The organism is Staphylococcus sp. GDX7P312P, from assembly GCF_008385775.1.
In the GTDB taxonomy this organism is placed as follows: Bacteria; Bacillota; Bacilli; order Staphylococcales; family Staphylococcaceae; genus Staphylococcus; species Staphylococcus haemolyticus.
Genome location: NZ_VUKI01000094.1, coordinates 1 through 231 on the forward strand (window position 1 = coordinate 1; position 231 = coordinate 231).

A 231-nucleotide genomic window follows, 5' to 3' on the forward strand; every position below is an offset into this window, starting at 1 on the left:
TGTGAACATGAAATACGCACTAAAATTATTTAGAACGGACCGGAAGCGAGTTGCTAAGACGCCAGCAGTTTGTGTTATACTTGCAGGACTTGAGATATTACCGTCTTTCTATGCTTGGTTCAACTTATGGTCTATGTGGGATCCTTATATTCATACAGGTCATATCAAGTTTGCCGTTTTAAACGATGACAAGGGTGACAAAGTTCGTGGCAAGAAAATTAATTTTGGTAA

The 231-nt window shown here is 38.5% G+C and carries 1 protein-coding gene; it reads left to right on the forward strand.

Annotation, left to right across the window (positions count from 1 at the left end; all coding sequences use genetic code 11):
- Nucleotides 1–7: 7 nt before the first annotated feature.
- Nucleotides 8–231 (forward strand): YhgE/Pip domain-containing protein (locus F1592_RS13500; protein ID WP_149814212.1); only part of this gene is annotated, 224 nt, incomplete at its 3' end.